Annotated in this window: 5 protein-coding genes; 2 read left to right on the top strand and 3 right to left on the bottom strand. The window is 41.2% G+C overall.

Translation table 11 applies throughout. From position 1 onward, the window contains the following. Positions 1 to 151 (top strand): zinc ribbon domain-containing protein (locus tag A1232T_RS12890; RefSeq protein ID WP_143513945.1); only part of this gene is annotated, 151 nt, incomplete at its 5' end. Between the two features lie 111 nt (positions 152 to 262). Here the strand turns inward: A1232T_RS12890 and A1232T_RS14180 are convergent. Both A1232T_RS14180 and A1232T_RS12880 read right to left on the bottom strand, forming a co-directional pair. Then, positions 263 to 430, bottom strand: a complete 168-nt coding sequence (locus A1232T_RS14180) for a hypothetical protein (RefSeq protein WP_167367083.1) — start codon at positions 428 to 430, stop codon at positions 263 to 265. 215 nt (positions 431 to 645) lie between these two features. Continuing rightward, the gene (locus A1232T_RS12880; protein ID WP_077449771.1) at positions 646 to 1,812 is read right to left on the bottom strand and encodes a cupin domain-containing protein; all 1,167 of its coding nucleotides are present in this window, start codon (positions 1,810 to 1,812) and stop codon (positions 646 to 648) included. 168 nt (positions 1,813 to 1,980) lie between these two features. Between A1232T_RS12880 and A1232T_RS12875 the strand changes: the two genes are divergently transcribed. Beyond that, entirely contained in the window at positions 1,981 to 2,175 is a 195-nt protein-coding gene (locus tag A1232T_RS12875) for an NF038104 family lipoprotein (protein ID WP_077449770.1), read from the top strand. Positions 2,176 to 2,350: 175 nt separating this feature from the next. Here the strand turns inward: A1232T_RS12875 and purB are convergent, their stop codons facing one another. After that, positions 2,351 to 3,760: an adenylosuccinate lyase gene (gene purB / locus A1232T_RS12870; RefSeq protein WP_077449769.1), complete on the bottom strand. Its 1,410-nt coding sequence runs from the start codon at positions 3,758 to 3,760 to the stop codon at positions 2,351 to 2,353. Positions 3,761 to 4,064 lie beyond the last annotated feature (304 nt).

Genomic DNA, 4,064 nt, shown 5'->3' with positions numbered 1-4,064 from the left:
TGACAGTAGTCCAAAAGGTAGAGCAGGCTTGCGAATAAGAGGATGGGCTTGTGCTGAGTGTGGCACATGGCATGATAGAGATATCAATGCTGCTAAGAATATCCTTGCGGTCGGGCTTGACCGTCTAGCTGTAGGAATCCCCTCGGTTTAGCGAGGGGAGGAAGTCAATGATCTTTGTTATTTAAGAGTCGTAGTTATATAAGTTATTTAAGAGTCATTTAAAGATTTTTAGTAGCTATTTAATAAGGCTCTGGGAGCAATATTACTTATTACTTTGATCATCGTCATGTTCTTCATGATCATGCAAGCCTTGCATCATGTCCAAAGCACAGTCATTCGTACGCTGCTGATCTTTTTTCTCTAAATGGTCTTGGTTAATATCATTACGGGCCATTTTTGTTGTTTTATTTACTGTATTGTCGTCTGACATGATAAATCTCCTTATTTGAGCACTCCATGGGTTATCGTAAAACTTAGCTGAATAACTAAGTCCAATAACCAAGTGCGTTGTTAATTGCTCACCATTTCATTATAAAACCAAATACAATGAATTGTGTTTACATATGTAAACTAATAAGGAGATGAAGTTAATAAAACCCTCAATACGCCTGCAGTGTGTCGCTGGTGTAAATGATAGGTCAGATTTTAGAAGTCTAACCACACCCAGCTGTTCTCAAGCCAGCTCATAACGGTCTCAATAGACAGCTCGGCGGCTAGAAAGTCCTCATAAGTCAGGCTTTCAGCATCTGCCAAACGTTTTAGTAATTTGGCTTTAGCATCACTAATATCTTCTACAGGTTGGCCGTTGGCATACACGATTAGCTGATTATCAAGCTCTGTATAGATTAGGCGGCTGCTATAATCGGTTCTGATGATGGCCCCCTCTGCTAAGGCCTGTTGCAGCTCTTCTTCATCTAGGCTGTCTTCTGGTACCAACAGCTCATACTGGCGCTTACTGACAACCTCACTGACGGCTTCAGCGATCAGTTCATCCCCTTGAGAAGATTGTAGCAGCTCAAGCAGTTGCTGCTTTATCTGTGAGATACTGTCTTGATTTAGCTTGCCAGGGGCTTGTAGAGATTGCTCTAAAAGTAGCGGTGTAAATAGAGAAGGTTCGCTGGTTGCTGCATCAACCAAGCCATCTAATACTTGCATCAAGTTAGGACGTCTAAAGCCAAACGAGAAGGTTAAGCAGTCATCTTGTGCCACACCATAATGAGACAACTTAGGCGGTACATATAGCACGTCACCAGGTTCTAGCACTTCATCAAAAATTATCTCTCCCATATCATCAAAGATACGAATGGGCTGATTTTCAATAAATTCGGTGCTTTCATTACAGTATTTGCCAAGCTGCCAGCGTCTGTGCCCAAAGCCTTGAGCTAAAAACACATCATACTCATCATAATGCTTGCCCACAGAGCCGCCTTTGGGAGCATAAGACACCATGATGTCATCTCGTTGCCACTGCGGGATAAAGTTAAACGCATTCCATAACTGACCAAGTTCAGGCGACCATTGCTCTAAATTTTGAACCAATACCGTCCACTGTTCAGGTAGATCAGCAAACATCTCTTCGGTTAAAGGGCTTTGTTGCAGGTGCCACTGCTCACCAGTTTCGGTCTTGTTTTGAGTAAGCAGACGAGAGGTCGCAGCCTCATCCAAACTTAGTCCCAAAATATCTTCAGGCTCAAACATATCTTTTAACTGGGGCAGTCCTTGCTTAATAAGTAGCGGCTTTTTTTGCCAATAGTCTGCTAAAAATTGCTCTGGGGTAATGTCATCTGGTAAACAAAAATTAAGGGGTGTCATAAGTAATCCAGGGGTTATTAAATCAGTTTTATTGACCACTTAGTGGGGCCACAATTTAATTTATTGGTAAGGGTAGTGTAGAGAAATAATATAAAATCTAGCTTTAGTATGCTATTTTAATGCTTTATTATTGTCGCTTAAATGAATCTATACAATTTTAGGAAAGTTATGAAAAAACTAACGCTATTAGCCGTTATCATTAGCAGTATCATGATCCAAGGCTGCGTACATAAGTTGGTTACTGTCCCTACTAAAATCGCCTACAAAACCACCAAAGGGGTAGTGAAAGGCACAGTAGCCGTGGGTAAGGCTATTATACCTGGCGGCGATGATGATGAGGATGATAAAAAAGACAAAGACTAGACCTGCTGCTTTTAGCTTAGTGAACTCATTGTAGTCTTAACTGCTTTAGCCTTTGTTATAAATAAAATAAATAGGCTGTCCACAATTTTGCTTTTACTATCATAAAAACCCTGCTTAATTAAGCAGGGTTTTTAGGTTTACTCTTAAATCAAGCTTCTTTAAATTAAAGCATCGATTATTTGTTTAGCTTAGCAATCCACTCATCGATGGCCAAAGCTTGCTCATCAGCATTACCGATATAGGTTGCAGGAGTAAGCTCTAGTAAGCGCTGTTTGTCTGCTTCTGGCACGGCATCCAATTCGTTACCACTAACGAACTCAAGCATTTTTTCGCGAGTCATGGCTTGACCACGAGTTAAGGCTTTTAGTTTTTCGTATGGGTTTTCCACACGGTAGCGGCGCATAACGGTTTGGATAGGCTCAGCTAAGACTTCTTGAGCATTATCAAGATCGCTGTCTAGTCTTTCTGGGTTAACCTCTAACTTGCCAATACCTCTTAAGCAGGCATCATAAGCAATCATACTTTGAGCCAGACCCACACCGATGTTACGTAGAACGGTTGAGTCAGATAGGTCACGCTGCATACGTGAGATAGGCAGTTTTTCACCTAGGTGTGCTAGCATTGCGTTTGCTACGCCCAAGTTACCTTCTGAGTTTTCAAAGTCAATTGGGTTCACTTTATGCGGCATAGTAGAAGAGCCTACTTCCCCTTCTTTTAGCTTTTGCTTGAAATAGCCTAAGCTGATGTACTGCCAGATATCACGGTTATAATCAATTAATACTGTGTTGAAGCGACGTACCGCATCAAATAGCTCAGCGATATAATCGTGTGGCTCAATCTGAGTGGTGTAAGGGTTAAAGGTTAGGCCTAAACGCTCAGTAATGAAGCTTTGAGCGTGAGAAGTCCAGTCTACTTCAGGGTAAGCTGATAAGTGAGCATTATAGTTACCTACAGCGCCATTGATTTTACCCAGTAGTTCTACTTCGTTGATTTGTTTAATCTGACGTGCCAAGCGGTAAGCTACGTTGGCCATCTCTTTACCCAAAGTAGTTGGACTAGCTGTCTGACCATGAGTACGAGACAGCATTGGCTGTTTGGCATGCTCTTTGGCAAGGTCCACAATTGAGTCAGTCACTTCTTGTAGCTTGGCAACCAAGATTTCACGGCTGTCTTTTAGCATTAGCGCGTAAGATAGGTTGTTGATGTCTTCAGAAGTACAAGCGAAGTGGATGAACTCTAAGCTGTCTTCTAATTTAGCATTACCACGGAATTTATCTTTGATGAAGTACTCAACCGCTTTAACATCATGGTTGGTCGTTTTTTCGATGTCTTTGATCGCTTGAGCGTCTGCTTCACTAAAGTTATCAACGATAGCATTTAAGAAGTCATTGGTTTCAGCATCAAATTTGGCCAATTCAGTGATGGCATCATTGTCAGCTAAAGCTTGTAACCAGCGGATTTCAACAGTAACACGGGCTTTGATAAGACCAAACTCAGACAGATGCTCACGTAGTGAATCAGCTTTGCTGGCGTAGCGACCGTCAATAGGAGATAGGGCAGTTAAGGCAGATAATGAGGCAGACATAAATATCCTTCAACTCAGTGGGTTAATGAAATGGGATTAATAAAAAACGAAGTTTAAAATTTGCAGAAAAACAAATAAAGTAAGGGAACCTAGGTTCCCTTTCATGTAATACCTAATCTAGTGAATATTGTGAAACTGCTGTATGTAATACTGAATGCAATTATAGCAAGTTATAGCTCATAAATATGGCATTAAGCTAGATTATCAGGGCAATCGCACTATAAAACTCTCCCGAATAGAACCTGCTCACGATAATCAAGATTTTGAGAAGCCCTAATACGGCGTCGTTTCACTGACAGTTTAG

It is taken from the genome of Psychrobacter pasteurii (genome assembly GCF_900162815.1).
GTDB lineage: Bacteria > Pseudomonadota > Gammaproteobacteria > Pseudomonadales > Moraxellaceae > Psychrobacter > Psychrobacter pasteurii.
This window is presented reverse-complemented; position numbering and strand designations above follow the sequence as displayed.

Excerpts from the sequence above, each read along its gene's own strand:
- A1232T_RS14180 (WP_167367083.1), bottom strand. The coding sequence starts at position 430 with ATGTCAGACGACAATACAGTAAATAAAACAACAAAAATGGCCCGTAAT.
- A1232T_RS12880 (WP_077449771.1), bottom strand. The coding sequence starts at position 1,812 with ATGACACCCCTTAATTTTTGTTTACCAGATGACATTACCCCAGAGCAA.
- A1232T_RS12875 (WP_077449770.1), top strand. The coding sequence starts at position 1,981 with ATGAAAAAACTAACGCTATTAGCCGTTATCATTAGCAGTATCATGATC.
- purB (WP_077449769.1), bottom strand. The coding sequence starts at position 3,760 with ATGTCTGCCTCATTATCTGCCTTAACTGCCCTATCTCCTATTGACGGT.